This is a genomic window from Streptomyces sp. NPDC002787 (assembly GCF_053592095.1).
The window spans coordinates 1-18,303 of record NZ_JBSFVC010000060.1 but is presented as its reverse complement, the minus strand read 5'-3'; the positions used below and the strand labels follow the sequence as shown (position 1 = coordinate 18,303).

At 72.8% G+C, this 18,303-nt stretch carries 19 protein-coding genes; 15 read left to right on the top strand and 4 right to left on the bottom strand.

Going from position 1 to position 18,303, the window contains the following annotated elements:
• The first annotated feature begins 20 nt into the window (after positions 1–20).
• The 4 genes from ACWD26_RS42395 (at position 21) to ACWD26_RS42380 (ending at position 2,917) form a co-directional block, all read left to right on the top strand.
• Positions 21–845 (top strand): AfsR/SARP family transcriptional regulator, encoded by an 825-nt coding sequence (locus tag ACWD26_RS42395; RefSeq protein WP_451278836.1) that lies wholly within the window; start codon positions 21–23, stop codon positions 843–845.
• A gap of 118 nt (positions 846–963) precedes the next feature.
• Positions 964–1,449, top strand: coding sequence for a nuclear transport factor 2 family protein (locus tag ACWD26_RS42390; protein WP_451278834.1), 486 nt, complete (start codon positions 964–966; stop codon positions 1,447–1,449).
• Positions 1,446–2,534: an alkene reductase gene (locus tag ACWD26_RS42385; protein ID WP_451278832.1), complete on the top strand. Its 1,089-nt coding sequence runs from the start codon at positions 1,446–1,448 to the stop codon at positions 2,532–2,534. Before ACWD26_RS42390 ends, ACWD26_RS42385 begins: the two co-directional genes overlap by 4 nt.
• 80 nt (positions 2,535–2,614) lie before the next feature.
• The gene (locus tag ACWD26_RS42380; protein WP_451278830.1) at positions 2,615–2,917 is read left to right on the top strand and encodes an antibiotic biosynthesis monooxygenase family protein; all 303 of its coding nucleotides are present in this window, start codon (positions 2,615–2,617) and stop codon (positions 2,915–2,917) included.
• A gap of 66 nt (positions 2,918–2,983) precedes the next feature.
• Here ACWD26_RS42380 and ACWD26_RS42375 read toward each other — a convergent pair whose 3' ends face one another.
• Both ACWD26_RS42375 and ACWD26_RS42370 read right to left on the bottom strand, forming a co-directional pair.
• A complete protein-coding gene (locus ACWD26_RS42375; RefSeq protein ID WP_451278828.1) occupies positions 2,984–3,700 on the bottom strand; it encodes an SDR family NAD(P)-dependent oxidoreductase in 717 nt (238 codons plus the stop codon).
• A gap of 205 nt (positions 3,701–3,905) precedes the next feature.
• Positions 3,906–4,811, bottom strand: a complete 906-nt coding sequence (locus tag ACWD26_RS42370; protein ID WP_451278826.1) for an MBL fold metallo-hydrolase — start codon at positions 4,809–4,811, stop codon at positions 3,906–3,908.
• A gap of 130 nt (positions 4,812–4,941) precedes the next feature.
• On the opposite strand from ACWD26_RS42370, the gene ACWD26_RS42365 reads away from it, so the two are divergent.
• The 7 genes from ACWD26_RS42365 (at position 4,942) to ACWD26_RS42335 (ending at position 11,371) form a co-directional block, all read left to right on the top strand.
• Positions 4,942–5,754, top strand: coding sequence for an AfsR/SARP family transcriptional regulator (locus tag ACWD26_RS42365; protein WP_451278824.1), 813 nt, complete (start codon positions 4,942–4,944; stop codon positions 5,752–5,754).
• Positions 5,755–5,766: 12 nt separating this feature from the next.
• Positions 5,767–6,894: a phosphotransferase family protein gene (locus ACWD26_RS42360; RefSeq protein ID WP_451278822.1), complete on the top strand. Its 1,128-nt coding sequence runs from the start codon at positions 5,767–5,769 to the stop codon at positions 6,892–6,894.
• Between the two features lie 26 nt (positions 6,895–6,920).
• On the top strand, positions 6,921–7,439 hold the full coding sequence (locus ACWD26_RS42355) for a flavin reductase family protein (protein ID WP_451278820.1): 519 nt from the start codon (positions 6,921–6,923) through the stop codon (positions 7,437–7,439).
• Between the two features lie 74 nt (positions 7,440–7,513).
• Entirely contained in the window at positions 7,514–8,578 is a 1,065-nt protein-coding gene (locus ACWD26_RS42350; protein WP_451278818.1) for an LLM class flavin-dependent oxidoreductase, read from the top strand.
• Between the two features lie 13 nt (positions 8,579–8,591).
• Positions 8,592–9,551: an amino acid ABC transporter permease gene (locus ACWD26_RS42345; protein WP_451278816.1), complete on the top strand. Its 960-nt coding sequence runs from the start codon at positions 8,592–8,594 to the stop codon at positions 9,549–9,551.
• A complete protein-coding gene (locus ACWD26_RS42340; RefSeq protein WP_451278815.1) occupies positions 9,548–10,297 on the top strand; it encodes an amino acid ABC transporter ATP-binding protein in 750 nt (249 codons plus the stop codon). Before ACWD26_RS42345 ends, ACWD26_RS42340 begins: the two co-directional genes overlap by 4 nt.
• Positions 10,298–10,405: 108 nt before the next feature.
• Positions 10,406–11,371 (top strand): ABC transporter substrate-binding protein, encoded by a 966-nt coding sequence (locus ACWD26_RS42335; protein WP_451278813.1) that lies wholly within the window; start codon positions 10,406–10,408, stop codon positions 11,369–11,371.
• 170 nt (positions 11,372–11,541) lie between these two features.
• Here ACWD26_RS42335 and ACWD26_RS42330 read toward each other — a convergent pair whose 3' ends face one another.
• A complete protein-coding gene (locus ACWD26_RS42330) occupies positions 11,542–12,585 on the bottom strand; it encodes a ketoacyl-ACP synthase III family protein (RefSeq protein WP_451278811.1) in 1,044 nt (347 codons plus the stop codon).
• 328 nt (positions 12,586–12,913) lie between these two features.
• Between ACWD26_RS42330 and ACWD26_RS42325 the strand changes: the two genes are divergently transcribed.
• The 4 genes from ACWD26_RS42325 to ACWD26_RS42310 all read left to right on the top strand — a co-directional run bounded on the left by ACWD26_RS42325 (position 12,914) and on the right by ACWD26_RS42310 (position 16,868).
• Positions 12,914–14,005 carry an acyltransferase domain-containing protein gene (locus ACWD26_RS42325; protein ID WP_451278809.1) on the top strand — a complete coding sequence of 364 codons (1,092 nt, stop codon included), beginning with the start codon at positions 12,914–12,916 and terminating at the stop codon, positions 14,003–14,005.
• Positions 14,006–14,013: 8 nt separating this feature from the next.
• Entirely contained in the window at positions 14,014–15,282 is a 1,269-nt protein-coding gene (locus ACWD26_RS42320) for a beta-ketoacyl-[acyl-carrier-protein] synthase family protein (RefSeq protein WP_451278807.1), read from the top strand.
• Entirely contained in the window at positions 15,279–16,505 is a 1,227-nt protein-coding gene (locus tag ACWD26_RS42315; RefSeq protein WP_451278805.1) for a ketosynthase chain-length factor, read from the top strand. Before ACWD26_RS42320 ends, ACWD26_RS42315 begins: the two co-directional genes overlap by 4 nt.
• Before the next feature lie 93 nt (positions 16,506–16,598).
• Entirely contained in the window at positions 16,599–16,868 is a 270-nt protein-coding gene (locus ACWD26_RS42310) for an acyl carrier protein (RefSeq protein ID WP_383898822.1), read from the top strand.
• A gap of 62 nt (positions 16,869–16,930) precedes the next feature.
• On the opposite strand, the gene ACWD26_RS42305 is transcribed toward ACWD26_RS42310, so the two are convergent.
• Positions 16,931–17,878 (bottom strand): aromatase/cyclase, encoded by a 948-nt coding sequence (locus ACWD26_RS42305; protein ID WP_451278803.1) that lies wholly within the window; start codon positions 17,876–17,878, stop codon positions 16,931–16,933.
• Between the last annotated feature and the right edge of the window lie 425 nt (positions 17,879–18,303).

Here is an 18,303-nt window from a genome sequence, read left to right as displayed (position 1 = left end):
CAGCCAGTCCTGGAGGCGCGATGTACGCACGAATTCTCGGCACGCTCACCCTCACCGACGGTCTGCGCACCGTCACCCCGCGGGCCCCGAAGCAGCGTCAGCTCCTGTCCCTGCTGCTGCTCCACGCCGGGCAGGTCGTCACCGTGGACGAATGCGTGGACGAGCTGTGGGCGGACTCGCCCCCGCACAGCGCGCACTCCACACTCCAGACGTATGTGATGCAGATACGCAAGACCCTCAGAAGCGCCGCGACCGTCACCGGCGCCCCGGCGGGGATGTACCTGGAGACCCGTGACCGCGGCTACCTCCTCGCCGTCGGCACCGGCCAGCTGGACCTGCACCAGTTCGAGAAGCTCGTCGAGCAGGCGTCCCTCGCCCGGATCGTCGGCGACCACACCCGCGAGGCCGAACTGCTGCACCGCGCCCTCGGACTGTGGTCGGGCAAGGCGCTCGCCGACGTGACCTGCGGACCGCTGCTGCGCACCCGGCTCAGCGGACTGCGCGAGACATGGCTGGCCGCCCTCGAACAACGCATCGACGCCGACCTGCGGATCGGCCGTCACCACCGGCTCATCAGCGAACTCCGCGTGCTCACCCGCCAATACCCCACATACGAGAACCTGCACGCCCAGCTGATGATCGCCCTCTCCCGGTCCGGGCGCACCGCCGACGCCCTGGAGGTGTTCGCCCGGCTCCGCCGCACCTTCAGCACCGAACTCGGCCTGGAGCCCTCGGCCCGGATGCGGGACCTGCACGCCGATCTGCTCAACTCCGTGCCCGTGACGGAGTCCGTGTATCTGCCGGGGCCGGACAGCACGCCCGTACCGCTGCGCCCGGCCGGCTGACCACCGAGCGCGACGCCGTGCGCGTGGAGCCGGACTCCATGCCCGCTCCACCGGAACCGGCGAAGGTGGCCCGGACCCCGGCGCCCGACCGGCGCCCACGAGGCACAGGAGGAAGACCGTGACACGGACCGCACCTCCGGACACGGAAACCGTGTCCGACCTGGACTACGCGGCCATCACCCAGTTCTACGCCGGGCACGCGCAGCTGCTGGACGCCGGCCGGGCGGAGGAGTGGGCCGAGCAGTTCACCGAGGACGGCACGTTCGCCCAGAACGTCAAGCCCGGTGTCAAGCGCGGCCGGGCGGACATCGCCGCCGGCATGCGCAAGGGCATCGACGCGCTCGCCGCGCGCGGTCTGACCCGCCGCCACTGGTTCGGCATGGTCGCCGCCGAGCCCGTCGAGCCCGGCGTCGTGCGCACCCGCTACTACGCCGTCGTCTTCGAGACCCCGAAGGGCGGCGAACCCCGGCTGTACCTGAGCACGACCGCCGAGGACGTCCTGGAGCGCCGTGCCGGGACTTGGTTCGTCCGCAGCCGCTACATCAGCCACGACGGCGCCGAGACCGTCACCGGACGCGAAGCCGTCGCCGGAGCCGGGGCATGAGCGGCCTGTTCGACCCGATCCCGTTCGGCGGCCTCACCCTGCCGAACAGGCTCGTCATGTCCCCGATGGGCCGCGGCCGCACCACCGCCGACGGCACACCGCTGCCGGTCATGGCCGAGTACTACGCGCAGCGCGCCGCCGCCGGACTCATCATCAGCGAGGCCACCCACCCGAGCCCGGTCGCCGTCGGCCACGCCCACAGCGTCCGGCTGCACACCGCCGAACAGGCCCGCGCCTGGGCCCGGGTCGTCGACGCCGTGCACGATGCGGGTGGGCGGATGTACCTCCAGATCATGCACGCGGGCCGGGTCAGCCACCCCGACCTGCACGGCGAGACCCCCGTGGCGCCGTCCGCAGTGCGGGCCGATGGCATCGCCCGGGTCTTCGACGGCAAGCCCGCCTATCCGGTACCGCGGCCTCTGACCCGCGACGACATCGCCGCCACGATCGAGGACTTCGTGCGCTGTGCCCGCACCGCCGCCGGCATCGGCTTCGACGGCGTCGAGATCCACGGCGCCAACGGCTATCTGCCGCACCAGTTCCTGTCGCCGGTGACGAATGTGCGCGAGGACGAGTACGGCGGCGACGCCGAGGGCCGCATCCGGTTCCCCGTCGAGGTCGCCCGGGCCGTCGCCGCGGAGATCGGGCCGGAACGCACCGGCATCCGGCTCTCCCCGGGCTTCCCGCTCAACGACATGTCCGAGCCGGACCGGGCCGAGGTGTACCCGGTGCTGCTGGACGCGCTCGCCGCACTCGGCCTCGGCCATGTCCACTTCGTCGCGGGCAGCGATCCGGACCTCGTCCACGAGCTGAGCCGGCGGTGGCCGCACACCGTCGTCATCAACGCCGGCACCGGACCGCTCGACGCCGACGGCACGCTCGCCGCCGCCGACAAGGCCCTCGCCCACGGTGCCGGGCTCCTGTCCTTCGGCCGCCAGTTCCTCGCCAACCCCGACCTGCCCGAGCGGCTGCGCACCCGCGCCCCGCTCAATGCCTGGAACCCGCGGTTCTTCTACGAGGGCGGCGGCCAGGGCTACACCGACTACCCGGTCCTCGCCGCCAGCGCGGCGGGCACCGCGAGCTGACCGGCGCCCGCCGTACGGCACCGCGCCGGCGGGCCGCCCCACGACCACCTGCCCACGAGCATCCACCCGAGGAGACCACCATGGCCGTCGTGTTCGTCAACAAGCTCACCCTGATCGGCGACGCCGAGAAGTTCGAGAACCTCTACGAGGCCGTCGGAGCCTTCATGGAGACCCAGCCGGGCCTCATCCGCTACTCCCTCGTACGGTCCACCAAGGACGACTCCGTCTACTTCAACATCGCCGAGTGGGACGACGAGGACACCTTCCGCAAGGCCCTCGCGGAGCCGGAGTTCCGCCGCCGGCTCGACGCGCTCACCGGGCTCATCAAGGGCGAGCCGCACCTGAGCCTGCCGGTGCGAGAGGGCCAGGCCGCCCAGGTCTGAGCCGGACGGGACCGCGGGCCGGCGCGTACGCCACGCGCCGGCCCACGGTGTCCCGAGGGGACGCGCTCAGCGCACACCACCGTCCACGCGCAGCACCTGACCATTGACGTAACTGCTCTCCGGCGAGGCCAGGAACAGCACCGCCTGGGCCACCTCGTCGCCCGTACCGGGACGCCCGGCCGCGAGCGAGGGGGCGAGCTTCGGCCACAGCGCCTCGTTGCCGATGAGTGCCTTGCCCATGCCGGAGTCGATGTAGCCCGGCGCCACGCAGTTCACGGTCACCCCGTCCGCGGCCAGCTCCAGCGCGGCCACGGCGGTGAACGCCTCGACGGCCGCCTTCGACGCGCAGTACGCCGCGGCGCCCGGCATGGCCCGCGAACCCAGGAGGGAGGACATGGTGACGACCCGGCCGCCCGGCGTCTCACGCACGTACGGCAGGGCCGCCCGCACGGTGTGGAACACGCCGTGCAGGTTCGTGTCGACGACCTCGCTCCAGTGCTCCACGGACAGCGCGGCGACCGGGCCCGGGCGGCTCAGGCCCGCGTTCGCCACCACGATGTGCGGACCCCCGTACCGCTCGTGGACCGTGTCCATCAGCGCCGCCACCGAGTCCGGTGCGGTCACGTCCGCCTTCAGTGCGATCAGCCCGTCGCCCGGGTCGTCCGGGACCTCCCGTGCGGCCACCACGACGGTGGCGCCCGCACCGGCGAGTGCGAGCGCCACGTCCCGGCCGAGCCCCCGGGTCCCCCCGGTGACGACGGCGGTCCTGCCACGCAGTTTCATCTCTCCTCCACAACATCGGCTTCGGGACTTCGCCGAGCATGTGCGGCACGGCTCGCGCCTCGGCGGAGGAGGACTGGAGAAGCCTTGGTGCGGGGAACCACCCGCGGGCGTCGTCCAGCGCACCTGGAGTCCCGCTCCAGCGGGCGCCGAAACGCTGCGGGGCATGGACACCTCCGTACCGGGGCGCCCGGAGCCGTACCAGCCGTCAGGCCGGGCTGCGCAGGGGGTGGCCGCCGTTGAAGGCGACCATCTCGCGCATCGCCGGCGCCGACTCGATACGGGCGCCGGGCGCGCCGCCGCCCGCCTCGTGGTAGGCACGGTGGAGGTTGCCGACCAGCCGCTCGCGGTCCAGCAGGGCGGCGAACGCGCCCTCGTCGGCGCGCGTCGCCGATTCCAGGGGGCTCAGCCCGTCCGCGAGACCCCGCTGGGCGAGCGCCGCGACCCAGCGCAGGTAGTCCTCGGTGAACGAGAGCAGTTCGGGCCCGCCGACGGGGCCGTGCCCCCCGACAACGACCAGCGGATCGAGCTCCCGCAGCCGAGCGAGCGCCGCGAGGGACCCGGCGAGCGAACCCATCAGCACGAACGGCGCGGCCCCGGAGAACACCAGGTCGCCCGCGAACAGCACCCGCCGCTCGGGCAGCCACACCACCAGGTCGTCCGAGGTGTGCGCCACACCGGGATGGATCAGTTGCGCGGTGATGCCGCCGAGATGCAGGGTGGCACGCTCGCGCAAGGTCAGCGTCGGCAGCACGGTCGGGGTGTGGCCCCACTCGACCTGCGGCCACATCGACTGCAACGCCGTGCCCTTGCGCACCAGTTCGGCGGGACCGGCCTCATGGCTGACCAGCAGCGTGTGCGGGCCGGAGAACACATGGTTGCCGAAGGTGTGGTCGCCGTGGTGGTGGGTGCTCACCAGGATCCGGCGCGGGCCCGGCGCCAGCGAGTCCACGGCGTCCCGCAGCGCGAGCGCCCGTTTCTCGGTGGCCGCCGTGTCGACGACGAGGACCGTGTCTCCGCCCACGACGATCCCGGCGTTGTTCACACACCAGCCGGCCGGTTCCTGCACATACGCGTGCACTCCGTCGGCCACCGTCACCACAGTTCCCGGCATGACCCCTCCACCTGTCCCGCACCACCTCGGCTCCCCGCCCGTCCATTGGGCCGACACCCGGTGGAGCGCCGCTGGAGAAGCAACGGAAACCGCTTCTGAACCACCGCACCAGGCGAAGAGAGGAACCACGATGGAATTCGGCGTGCTCGGGGGGCTGTCCGTGGAGGACAGCGATGGCCGCCATCTGCCCACCGCGCCCAAGCAGCGCCAGCTGCTCGGACTGCTGCTGCTTCACGCGGGCGAGGTCATTCCCGTCCGCACCTGTGTGACCGAGATCTGGGGCGAGCACCCACCGCCCAGCGCGGCCACCACCCTGCAGACATACGTGATGCACCTGCGCCGGCTGCTGGCCCGCATGCCGTCCATCGGCTCCCGCGAGGCCGCCCACGACCGGCTCAGGACGACCGGGCAGGGCTACCTCATCGTGGTACGGCCCGAGGAACTGGACCTGCTCAGGTTCGAGCAGCTCGTCGAGCAGGCGGGCCGGGCCGCCGACGACGACGCCACCGTGGCGCGGCTGCTGCGCGACGCCCTCGCCCTGTGGAGCCGGCCCGTCCTCGCCGACGTGCGCACCGGACCGGTACTCCAGTCCGCCGTCACCCACTGGGAGCGGCGCCGCCTGGAGGTCCACGAGATGTACCTCGACGTGCGGCTCCGGCTCGGACGCCATCGCGACGTGCTCGCCGAACTGGCCGTCCTCACCCGGCGCCACCCCACCCACGAAGCACTGCACGCCCGCTACATGACCGCGCTCCACCAGACCGGCCGGGTCGGTGACGCGCTCGACGTCGCGTCCCGGCTCACCGGTCGGCTCGCCCGCGACCTGGGCGTCGCACCGGGCCCCGCGATCAGGCGGCTGCAGACCGAGATCCGGCGCGGCGGCAGCGTCGTCGTCCCCTTTCCGCCCGCCCTACCGTCCGTACCCGGCCGGCGCCGGGCGTAAGGAGGCCATCCCGTGCCCGTACCCCTGCAACGCGACCCCGACCTGACCCGCGCCGTGCTCACCCACTGGTTCGGCACCCGCTCCGCCGAGATCGGCGCGGTCGAGCTCGGACCCGTCACCGTGCCGAAGGAGGCCGGCTTCTCCGGTGAGATCCTGCTGTTCGACGCCGAATGGACCGAGGGCGGCACCCGTCGGCGGCGGTCGCTCGCGGTCCGGGTCGCCCCGACCGGACACCGGGTCTTCCCCGAGGACTTCTGGGACGACCAAGTACGGCTGCTGAAGCTGCTCGGCGACACCGGCCTGCCCGTACCGCGGGTGCTGTGGGACGAGCCCTCCGCCGAATACCTGGGCGCGCCGTTCCTCGTCATGGAACGCGTCGACGGACAGGTGCCCGCCGATCTGCCCTCCTACCACCGGCAGGGCTGGCTCACCCGGCTGTCGCCCGCGGACCGGGCCGCCGTGTGGAACGGAGGAGTGGACGCGCTCGCCGCCGTCCACCGTCTCGACCCGAAGGAGACCGGCGTCGGCTTCCTGGACCGGCCCGAGTTCGGCCCCACCGGTTCGGCGCAACTGCTGCGGCACTTCACGCACCACCTCGACTTCTACGGGGTCGCCGACGACAACACGACCGCGGCGGCCGCTCTCGACTGGCTGCGCGCCCACGTGCCCGACGACGAGGGGCCGGCGTCGCTGCTCTGGGGCGACGCCCGGATCGGCAACATCATCTACGCCGGGACGCGGCCCGCCGCGCTGCTCGACTGGGAGATGGCCGCGCTGGGGCCCGCCGAGGCCGACCTCGCCTGGTACCTGCACATGGACCGGCATCTCAGCGAGGGCATCGGCGCGCCCCGGCTCCCCGGACTGCCCGGCCGGGCCGAGACCGTGGCCCGCTGGGAGGAGCGCGTCGGGCGCACCGCGCGCGACCTTCCGTACCACGAGGTGTTCGCCGCGTACCGGTTCTGCGTCGTCACCGCGCGCGTGGCCCGGCTGCTCGACGAGAGCGGCATCCTGCCCCCCGGCACCGACTTCCCGCTGCATCGCAACGCGACGGCGCTGCTGGCGAAGGTGCTGGAGGAGAACGGCCCGGAAGCCTCCTCCAGAGGGTATGGACCCGCCCTCCAGCGACGACCGACAGCCTGAGCGGGCAAGGGAGGAGCTACAGACCCATGGCGATCGATGACGAACTGTTCCGCGCGATGTTCAGCGCACACCCGGCCGCGGTCTGCGTTGTCACCGCCGCGGGCCTCGACGGCCGGCCGAGCGGTCTGACGACCAGCGCCGTCACCTCCGTGTCGATGGAACCGCCGTTGCTGCTCGTGTGCGTGGGCACCGGGTCGCGGACCCTCGCTGCCATCCGGCACTCGGGCGGCTTCGCGGTCAACTTCCTCGCCGTGCACAACGAACGGCTCTCGGAGCGCTTCGCCGGCAAGAGCACCCAGAAGTTCGCCGGGCTCGACTGGCGGCCCTCCGGACGTGCCGCCGAAGCGCCGCTGCTGCCCGCGCACCACCTCAGCGCCGCCGCCGAGTGCCTTGTGCACCAGGAGATACCGGCCGGCGACCACACCGTGTTCCTGGGCCGGATCGAGGGCGCCGTCGTGCACGGCCGCGCGCCGATGCTCTACCACGAACGCGACTACATCCATCTGCCCGTACCCGCCCTGTCCGGCACCGCGACGGCCGACTAGCCGGCCGTCGCGGGTCGCGGGCCTCAGCCGTGCCGCACGCACTGTCCGTCCAGCCATCACATCGAGGGGACTCCATGAAGTTCGGCATCAACCTCTTCCCCACCGTGGGACCTGCGGAGAAATCCGCCGGACAGCACTTCGAGGAGTCGCTTCGGCTGGCCGAACTCGCCGACGAACTGGGCTTCCACCACGTCAAGACCGTCGAGCACTACTTCCACGAGTACGGCGGCTACAGCCCGGACCCGGTGACCTTCCTCGCCGCCGCCGCGGCCCGCACCCGCCGCGTCCGCCTGGTCACCGGCGCCGTACTTCCCGTCTTCACGCACCCGCTGAAGCTCGCCGGCAAGCTCGCCATGCTCGACAACATCTCCCAGGGCCGCCTGGACGTCGGCTTCGGACGGGCGTTCCTGCCCGACGAGTTCACCGCGTTCGAGGTCTCGATGGACGAGAGCCGGGCCCGCTTCGACGAGGGCGTCGAGGCCGTCCGCCGGCTCTGGGCGGAGGAGGACGTCGTCTGGGAGGGCACCTTCCACCGCTTCGGCCCGGTCACCATGCTTCCGCGCACCTGGCAGCGCCCGCATCCGCGCATCCTCGTCGCCACCGCGAAGACGGCCGCGTCCGCGGAGGCGGCGGGCCGCGCCGGGCACGGTGTGATGCTCGTCCCCTCCATCAACCCCCGCGAACAGGTGCAGAAGACGCTCGCCCTGTACCGCGACGCCGCCTCCGCCGCGGGCTTCAAGCCCACCGAGGAGGACATCCACATGAGCTACAACTGCTACCTCGCCGAGGACGGCCAGGAGGCCCACGAGAAGGGCAGGCAGGCCTCCGAGCGGGCCAACCAGGCCCTCGCGTCCGCGGTGTCCGCGTGGCGCGAGACCCGCAGCACCGACTACCCCGGCTACGAGAAGATCGTGGAGAAGGCGGGCCGCGGCGACTTCGACCGCGCCGTCGCCGAACGCAAGGCGCTCGTCGGCACCCCCGACGAGGTACGGGCCGCGATCGACGAGATCCGCGGCTGGTTCGGCGACTTCACGATCAGCCTCCAGGTCATCTCCGGTGCCATGCCCTTCGAGGAGTCGGCCCGCACCATGCGCCTGTTCGCCGAGCACCTTCTGCCGCACTACGCGTCGAACGACTGAGGACGGACCGCCGATGGTTTCCCTGCGTACCGAGCACGGACGCACCGGCCCGGGCGACGGCACCGGCGGCGAGGACCGTATGTCCCGCGCCCGCAGGTTCCGTTCGGACGGAACCGGCGGGCCGGGCCGGAAGGCGGCGGACGGGGCCGACGCGGCGTCCGCGCGGCCCCGCCCCCGCCCGCTTCGCTGGATGGCCGCCGCGGCGGGCCTCGTGCTGTTGGCGATGGCCCTCAACGCCCTGGTCACGAACGACGCGTTCCGCTGGGACGTCGTCGCCAAGTACCTCTCCGCGGACGCGGTGCTCGCCGGACTCGGCACCACGCTGTGGCTGACCGCGGTCGCCTTCACCGGCGGCTTCGTCCTCGGCACCGCGCTCGCCGTGATGCGGCTGTCCCGCAACCCGGTCCTCGTGACGCTGAGCTTCGGCTACACCTGGCTGTTCCGCTCGGTGCCGATGCTGGTGCAACTGCTGTTCTGGTACAACATCTCGCTGCTGTACCCCGAGTTGTCGCTCGGCATCCCGTTCGGGCCCGCGTTCACCGAGTTCTCCACCGAGCGGATGATCAGCGGCCTCACGGCCGCCGTCATCGGGCTGGTCCTCCACGAAGCCGGGCAGCTGGCCGAGATCGTCCGGGCCGGCATCCTGTCCGTCGGCCGCGACCAGACCGAGGCCGCGGAGGCCCTCGGCCTCGGCGGCTGGCGGACCTTCCGCCGGATCGTGCTGCCGCAGGCCATGCCCGCGATCCTGCCGCCCGCCGGCAGTCAGATCATCGGGCTGCTGAAAGGCACATCCATCGTCAGCGTCATCGCCGTGCAGGACCTGCTGTACGCGACCCAGCTGATCTACAACCGCAACTACCTGGTCATCCCGCTGCTCTTGGTGGCCACGCTCTGGTACCTGCTGCTGACCACGCTGCTCAGCGTCGTCCAGCACTTCGTCGAACGCCGCTACGCCACGGGGGACCGAGGATGATCGAGGCAGTCGGTGTCCACAAGTCGTTCGGCGGGCTGACCGTGCTGGACGACGTCTCGCTCACCGTTCCCGAGTCCACCGTCACCTGTGTCATCGGCCCCTCCGGGTCGGGCAAGAGCACCCTGTTGCGGTGCGTCAACCGGCTGGAGCGCATCGACGCGGGACGCATCGTCGTCGACGGCGAACTCGTCGGCTACGAGTGGCGTGGCGACCGGCTCTACGAGCGGCCGCGCCGCGCGGTCGCCCGGCAGCGGACCCGTACCGGCATGGTCTTCCAGAACTTCCGGCTCTTCCCGCACATGACGGTCCTCGGCAACGTCACCGAGGCCCCGCGTGCCCTTCTCGGGCTGAGGCGCGCCGCGGCCGAGGAACGGGCCCGCGACCTGCTCGCCCGGGTCGGCCTCGCCGGGAAGGAGACCTCCCGTCCGCATCAGCTCTCCGGCGGGGAGCAGCAGCGGGCCGCGATCGCGCGGGCCCTCGCCATGGAACCGAGGGCGATGCTGTTCGACGAGCCGACCAGCGCGCTCGACCCCGAACTCACCCGGGAGGTGCTGACGGTGATCCGGGAACTCGCCGACGGCGGGATGACGATGATCGTCGTCACGCACGAGATGCGGTTCGCCCGGGAGATCGCCGACCAGGTCGTCTTCATGGACAACGGCCGGGTGGTCGAGACGGGCCCGCCGGAGGAGGTCTTCGACGCCCCGCGCAACGACCGCACGGTCCGCTTCCTGGCCCGTAACTGACGCGGAGGCCGCGCCGCCCGCAACCGACGGGAGGCCGCGCCCGGTTCCCCACTTCTCACCGTGCCCCACCCGTCCCAGAACAGAGCCCAGCACCGTCGAGGAGACACCATGTCCCGAACCCCGGCCGCGCGCCCCACGGGCGTGCGCGGACGTCGCCCGCGCACCACTCAGGCTCTCGCCACGGCGACCTTGTTGACCCTGCTCCTCGCGGCCTGTGGCTCCGGTACGGAGGAGATCCCCGAGGACACCCGGGCCGCCGACCTGGGCCGCGAGGACGTCGTCTCGGCGGTCCACGAGGAATCCGCCATCTCCGCTGCCCTGCCCGCGAAGCTGCGTGAGTCGGGGGTGCTGCGCATCGGATCCGGCATCGGCGTGCCCCCCGTCGCGTTCAGTCCCGAGGGCGGCGGCCCGCCGCGCGGCGTCGACATCGACGTCTCCGAGGCCGTGGCCCGCGTCCTCGGACTGAAGGTGGAGCGCAAGCACGTCAGCGGCGCCTCCCTCATCACCGGCCTGAACGCCGGCCGCTACGAGCTCGGCACCGCGAACCTCGCCGTGACCGAGGAGCGCAAGCAGGTGCTCGACTTCGTTCTCTACGTCACCGACGGCACCGGCTTCGCGGTGCGGGACGACAGCGAGCTGAAGAAGGTCGACGACCTCGGTCAGCTCTGCGGACTGCGCGTCGGCACCGGCACCGGGACGACGTTCGAGGCGGACCTCGAGGCGGCGAGCAAGGAATGCGCGGCCGACGACAAGGAGCCGATCGAGATCAGTACCTACCCGGACGCGGCCGCGCACTTCCTCGCGCTGCGCCAGGGCCGGGTGGACGTGCTGATGACGACGGCCAGCGTGCTGCGCTACGCGGCCACCCAGCAGCCGGACCTGCGCTACCTCAACGAGATCGAGCGCAAGAACGTCGGTCTCGCCGTCAAGAAGGGCTCCCCGCTCGCCGAACCCCTGAAGGAGGCGGTGAACCAGCTCATCGAGGACGGCACGTACGCGAAGATCCTCAAGAAGTGGCAGCTGGAACCGGCGGCCATCGAGAAGTCGGTCGTCAACCCGCCGGCGCAGCCCTGACCCGGGCGACAGGGGCAAGAGAACAAGAGGGCATGAGGTAAGAGGAGACAAGGGGCGGGCCGCTGCGGACCAGCGGCCCGCCCCGGCCGTTCCGCCGCCGCGCCGCCGCGCCGTGGTCCCGGGTGCCGCCCCGACCCGCTCGGCGAGCATGCGCCACATGTGCGGCGCGGTCACCCGGACCCCGGTTCTCCCGCGCCCGTACCCGTGAACTCCACGATCGCGCAGCTCCAGGTGAAACCGGCGCCGACCCCGAACAGCAGGCCCAGTTCACCGGCGCGCGCCCGGCCCGACTCGGCGAGGAATGCGAGGCCCGCGAACTGGTCGCCGGCCCCGAGGTGACCGACCGAGCGGCCCCACCGCCAGGTGGTGCGCTCCTCCGGGATGCTCCAGCGGCGCAGGAACGTCGAGTTCAGTCGGCCGCGCCCGAAGTTCGGCAGCACGAACCAGGAGAGGTCGGCGAGCGTGCAGTCCGCCTCGGCGAGCGCCCGCTTCAGCGTTTCGTCCTGCCCGGCCGTGATCCGGGCGACGCTGTACGACCGCCCCGTGTCCTCGATGAACGCCCGCTGCAGCAGCCCCAGATCGATCGGCTGCCGGATCGCGAACGGCACCGGTGAGAACGGGTCCCGCCCCCGGTGCATCTGCTCGAGATCGGCGTCCGACACGGTCACGAGGCTGCGCAGCCGCGCGAAGCCCGTGCGCCCCCGCCCGAGGACGAGCGCGGTGCCGGCGTCCCCGTACACGGTGCCGGGGTCGCTGCGCCAGCGGTCGAAGCCGGGTTCGGCGAACACGTCGCCGGTGGTCAGCAGCCCGGCCGTACGGCCGGGCGCGCCGGTGAGGTAGCCGGACGCGAGTTCCAGCGCGGCCATGCCCCCGTTGGAGAGCTGCTTGATCTCGATCGCGGGGCATCGGTTGCCGAGCGCGTACCGCTGGACGTACGAGGCGGGGGCCCACAGGTCGTGTCCCTGGTGCTGCACGGTCGAGTGCAGCACCAGATCGATGTCGGCGGGATGCGTATCGGTGCGCTCCAGCACCTGCCGTGCCGCGCCCACCGCGAGTTCGGGCGCGGACGCGCCCGTCGACACCGCCACGGAGGCGATCCCGGTGCGGGTCGCGGTGCGTTCGTCGCACCGCCCGTCCCGCAGCGCCTCCGCCACGGTGGTCCTGCCCTCCAGGTGCACGGCGGCCCCGGCGATGTACAGGTCGTCGAACCTCATGTCCCGATGCCCTTTCACCGGCTGTCCAGGGGAACCCCGCGGACACCGCCGGCCGCCGGTCCGGGTGGTGCCCGGTCCGGCGGCCTTCGTTCTGCCCGCGGCGCGCCGGGGCGACGGGTCGCGTGCCTCCGGCTGGGGACAACACTCCGGCCGGTCGGTGGACGAGCGGTCCAGAACGGCTGGAGCGGCCCGGTCCGGGGCCGCTCCGGGTCGGCACGAGGGCCGTGCGGGAGCCGCGCCGCCCGGCCGCGGCCGTTGTGCCCGGGGTCGACCGAGGCTCCAGGCAGCGCCCCCAGCATGGCGGGACAGCGAAGAGAGGAGACCCGCCGTGACCGCACCGCAGCCGGCCGTACTGCTGTTCCCCGGACAGGGCGCGCAGCAGCCCGGCATGGGCGTCGGCCTGTACCACGCCCACCCGGGCTTCCGGACCCGCATGGACGAGGTTCTGGAGTTGTGGCGTGCGCAGGGGTTCGACCTGCGCGCCGACTGGCTCACCGCGCGCACCGGCCCGGAGGCCGACGGTCCGCGCACCGCGCAGCCGCTGCTGTTCTCGCTCAACTGGGCTGTCGGCCGGACGGTCCTCGACGCCGGGGTGCGGCCCGCGGCCCTGCTCGGGCACAGCGTCGGAGAGGTCGCCGCGGCCACCCTCGCCGGCGTCTTCGACCCGGCCGACTCCGTGGCCCTGATGGCGGACCGCATCGCCCAGCTCGACGGCACCCCGCCGGGCGGCATGCTCGCCGTGCGGGCGGGACCCGACGAGGTCGCCCCGTACACCACGGACGAGGTCGTCGTCGGCGCCGTCAACGCGCCCCGCCAGGTGCTGCTCGCCGGCCCCGAGGACGGTCTGCGCACCGCCGAGGAGAAGCTGCGCGCCGACGGTTTCACCTGCCGCAGGGCTCGCGCACTCAACCCGTTCCACAGCCCGGTGCTCACCGAAGCGGCCCTGCGCGCGCTGCCGCTGCTCGCCTCGGTGTCGATCCGTCGGCCCGGGTTGGTGCTGCACTCCGCGTACGAGCCCGGGCCCCTGACCTACGAACGGGCCCGGGACCCGCGGTTCTGGGCGCTCCAGCCCGCGCGTCCCGTGCTGTTCGGGCCGGCGCTCGACGTGCTGCTCGCCGAGCGGGACGTGGTGCTCGCGGAGGCGGGCCCCGGACAGGGGCTCACCGCGCTCGCGCGCAGCCATCCGCGGGTCGCGAAGGGGGGCTCCCGTGCGGTCGGTCTGCTGCCCGCGCGCCCCGGCGGACCCGACGCCGAGCGCGAGGCCTTCGACAGGGCCCTCGCCGAACTCGCGAGCGTACCCGCAGGACCGGCCGCCGACGCGACCGCACAGGTGTCCAGGCCGGTTCGAGCGGGTCTCCAGACCGGCTTGACACGGTTGCGACCAGGGGCCGGAGCGCCGGTTCCCGCCGACAGCGAGTGAGGATGCCCATGGAACGACGCGTCGTCATAACCGGAATCGGTGCGGTGGCGCCCGGGGGAACAGGGATCAAGAGGTACTGGGATCTGCTGTCGACCGGGCGGACGGCCACCCGCACCATCTCCCTCTTCGATGCCTCCCCGTACCGCTCCCAGGTCGCGGCCGAGGTCGACCTCCAGCCCGCGGCGGCCGGACTCTCCCCGCAGGAGGAGCGCAGGCTCGACCGCGCGGGCCAGTTCGCGCTGGTCGCCGCCCGGGAGGCGCTGGCCGACTCCGGTCTCGACCTCACGACCCCGCAGGCCACGCACACGGGTGTGTCGCTCGGCTGCGCGGTGGGCTGCACCACGTCGATGGAGAACGAGTACGTCGTCCTGAGCGACGGCGGCGCCCACTGGCTCGTCGACCCCGCGTACGCCGTGCCCCGGCTCTACGACCACTTCGTGCCGAGCTCGCTGGCCGCCGAACTGGCCCGCGAGGTCGGCGCCAAGGGCCCGGTGTCGCTGGTCTCCGACGGCTGCACCTCGGGCCTCGACGCCGTCGGCCACGGTGCCGATCTGATCCGCGAGGGCAGTGCCGACGTCATCGTCGCGGGCGGCACCGACGCGCCGATCTCCCCGATCACCCTCGCCTGCTTCGACGCCATCAAGGCGACCACGCCCCGCAACGACGACCCCGAGCACGCCTCCCGCCCCTTCGACAACACCCGCAACGGGCTCGTCCTCGGCGAAGGCGCCGCGGTGCTGATCCTGGAGGAACTGGAGCACGCACGGGGCCGCGGCGCCCGGATCTACGCCGAGGTCGCCGGATTCGGCACGCTCAGCAACGCGTACCACATGACGGGACTGCGCTCGGACGGCGCGGAGATGGCCGAGGCGATCCGGGTCGCGCTCGCGGAGGCGCGGCTCGCGCCCGGGCAGATCGACTACGTCAACGCGCACGGCTCCAGCACCAAGCAGAACGACCGGCACGAGACCGCCGCGTTCAAGACGTCGCTTGGCGAGCACGCCCACCGGGTGCCCGTCAGCTCCATCAAGTCGATGATCGGGCACTCGCTCGGCGCGATCGGCGCGCTCGAACTCGTCGCGTGTGTCCTCGCGATGGAGAACGGCCTGATCCCGCCGACCGCGAACCTGCACGAGCCCGACCCGCTGTGTGACCTCGACTACGTTCCGAACACCGCGCGGGAGGCCCGGGTCGACTCCGTGCTCAGCGTCGGCAGCGGCTTCGGCGGTTTCCAGAGCGCCGTCGTCCTCGCCCGTCCCGAAAGGAGTGCCGCGTGACGGCCACCGCCACCCGCCCCGTGATCACCGGCCTCGGCGTGGCCGCCCCCACCGGCCTCGGCGCCGACGCCCACTGGTCGGCCATCGTCGAGGGCGCGAACGGCATCGCGGAGATCACCCGTTTCGACGCCTCCGGTTACCGGGTGCGGCTCGCCGGCGAGGTGCCCGGCTTCGACGCCACCGCGCACATCCCGAGCCGGCTGCTGCCACAGACCGACCACATGACCCGCCTCGCCCTGTACGCGGCGGACGAGGCCCTGAAGGACAGCGGCATCGATCTCACGGCCCTGTCACCCTACGAGGCGGGCGTCTCCTCGGCCTCGTCGATGGGTGGCTTCGAGTTCGGCCAGCGCGAGTTGCAGAACCTGTGGAGCAAGGGCGGCCAGTTCGTCAGCGCGTACCAGTCCTTCGCCTGGTTCTACGCCGTCAACACCGGTCAGATCTCGATCCGGCACGGGCTGAAGGGCCCGAGCAGCGCCGTCGTCACCGACCAGGCCGGCGGGCTCGACGCGATCGGGCACGCGCGGCGGCAGATCCGCAAGGGCACGAAGGTGATGCTCGCGGGCGGGGTCGACGGCGCCCTGTGCCCGCTCGGCCTCGCGGGTCAGCTCGCCTCCGGCCGGCTCAGCACCGAGGACCGCCCCGACCGCGCGTACCTGCCCTTCGACGAGGCGGCCTCGGGCCATGTCCCGGGCGAGGGCGGCGCGTACCTGGTCCTGGAGGACCCGGCGTCCGCCGAGGAGCGCGGTGCCCGCGTGTACGGCGAACTCGCCGGGTACGCGGCCACGTTCGACCCCGATCCGCGCGACCCCGGGGCCGACGGTCTGGAGCGTGCGATCCGAGCCGCCCTCGCGGACGCGGACCGCACGCCCGACGCCATCGCCGTCGTCTTCGCGGACGCGGCCGGCGTACCCGAGGCGGACCGTGCCGAAGCGGCCGCGGTCGCCGCGGTGTTCGGTGCCCGCGGGGTGCGGGTCGCGGTACCGAAGGCACAGACCGGCCGCCTGTACGCGGGCGGTGCCGCCCTCGACCTGGTATCCGCGCTGCTCGCCCTGCGCGACGGCAGCATCCCCCCGACCGCGCACGTTACCTCGGTCGCCGCGGACTGCCCCGTGGATCTGGTGACGGGCGAAGCACGCCCGCTCGTCGGTGACGCGGCGCTGGTCCTGGCCCGCGGCGAAGGCGGCTTCAACGCGGCCGCGGTGGTCACGCACACCAACTGAACCGCCGCGGCTCCGGAACCACAGGACCACCCGAACCACCGGCACGACCGGTGGACCCACCAACGCGTACGAAACCAACGGAAGGAACCCACCATGAGCGCCAACGGGGTCACGGCACTGAGCATCGACGACTTCACCCGCATCCTGCGCGAGTCGGCCGGCGAGGACGAGGGTGTCGACCTGAGCGGGGACATCGCCGACGTGTCGTTCACGGACCTCGGCTACGACTCCCTCGCCCTGCTGGAGGTGGCCGGCCGTATCACCCGCGCCTACGGGGTCGCCCTTCCCGACGAGGACCTGGACGGCGCCGAGACCCCCCGGGCCTTCGTCGAACTGGTCAACTCCTCCCTGTCGGGAAGCTGAACGGGAACACGGAGGCGGGGCCCCGGATCTCCGGGGCCCCGCCCTTTCCCGTTCGCCCGACGTCAACGGGACACGGCGCGTTCCGCGGCCTCCTTGGCCAGGGTGAGGGTGGCCGTGCTGTTCCTGCCGAGGGCCTGGCGCACGAGGTCGCGGGCCGTGTCCAGGGTGGCTTCGGGGCCCAGCAGTTCTCGCACCCGCTCGGGGCGCAGGACGACCGTGTGGTGCGAGGTGGCGCGCACCCCGTGCTCGGTCGGCTCGACGGTCCAGCGGCCCGTGTGCGCGGTCATCAGCGGCGGCACCTGGATCTGCTTGTACACGAGCCGGTCCGGTGCGAAGCCGACGCGTACCGACTTGGTCGTGTGCACCGAACCGTCGGCGGCGCGGGTGTCCATCTCCACCGTCTGCAGGTCATCGCCGGGCTCGGTCAGCACGAGCCGGCGCACATGCGGAAGCCGCTCTTCCCACAGGTCGGCTCGCCACAGGAAGTCGTACACCTCCTGCCGCGGGCCCGAGACGTCGACGTGATCGGCGAACGACAGCAGTGCCCTCGGCTCCGCCGCCAGGGACTCGGCAGCCGCCTTCAGCGCGGCCAGCTCGGAGCCGCTGTTGGTGTCGACGGCCCGCTCCACCCACGCGCGGTCCGCCGGGTCGTCGTCGACGACGGTGAAGTCGTGCAGCAGCACGACACTGCTGCCGCCCGGCGCGGCCTCGACGATCCATTCGCCGCCCATCGACGCGACCGGCGCCGACGACACCTCCTGGCGGAACGTCACGCGCAGTGCACTCGGATCCAGTTCCCGGCGGGAGGTCCACGACCGCACCTCCCCGTTCGCGAAGGCCCAGATCCGCAGCCGTTCCGAGCGGCCGTTCGAGTCGAGCTTCTCCACGTGCACGGTGGGAGGAAAGACGTGCGGCCAGTCCTCCGCCGCCACGATCAGCTCGTACACGGCCTTGGGCTCGGCCGCCACATCGATCGCATGACGCGTCCTTACGACGCCTGAGTCCGGCATGAAGTGCCCCTTTCCAAGATGTCACCGCGAGTTTCGGGGCGGCCACTCCAGCGGCAGTGGAGACCGGCTGGATGACCGGTTGGGTCTCGGTCCGGCAGCAGGGAGGTACTGTCCCTGCCGACTGTCGTAGGACATCTGCTCGACCGCAGGAAGTGTTCCTTGGAGCGGTTCTGCCAAGGGATCTCGACGGCTGGGGACGGGTTGTGTAGACGCCTTGCGGCAGGCCGGGGCCCTGGCGCGGAGGTGACGCCCCCTCCGGGCCAGGGCCCCGCGGGGGGGGGCGGGGGGCCCCCCCGCGGGGGGGTCGGGGCGGGCGGGGGCCCGGGCCCCCCGGGGCCAACCGCGGCGCCCCCCCCCCCCCCCCGGGGCCACGCCCCGGGGGGCCGCGGCCCCCCCCGCCGGCCCACTTCCGCGGCCCCGGCGGC